The organism is Devosia alba (assembly GCF_039938915.1).
Classification (GTDB): Bacteria; Pseudomonadota; Alphaproteobacteria; order Rhizobiales; family Devosiaceae; genus Devosia; species Devosia alba.
Genome location: NZ_JBDUUI010000197.1, coordinates 1 through 213, shown reverse-complemented (window position 1 = coordinate 213; position 213 = coordinate 1). Strand labels below are relative to the sequence as shown.

1 protein-coding gene is annotated in these 213 nt (G+C 53.1%); it reads left to right on the top strand.

Annotated elements, in window-relative coordinates; all coding sequences use genetic code 11:
• Window positions 1-213, top strand: a 213-nt coding sequence (locus ABFY71_RS19405) for an alcohol dehydrogenase catalytic domain-containing protein (protein ID WP_431021564.1), incomplete at its 3' end; no start/stop codon positions are given.

Genomic DNA, 213 nt, shown 5'->3' with positions numbered 1-213 from the left:
ATTATTGGTCACGAAGGTGTCGGCCGGGTATCAAAGGTTGCTCCTGGTGTTACCAGCTTAAAGGTTGGCGACCGGGTATCAATCGCTTGGTTCTTCAAGGGCTGTGGTCACTGTGAATACTGTAATACCGGCAACGAAACCCTGTGCCGCGATGTAAAAAATGCCGGTTACTCCGTTGATGGCGGCATGGCGGAAGAGTGCATCGTCACCGCC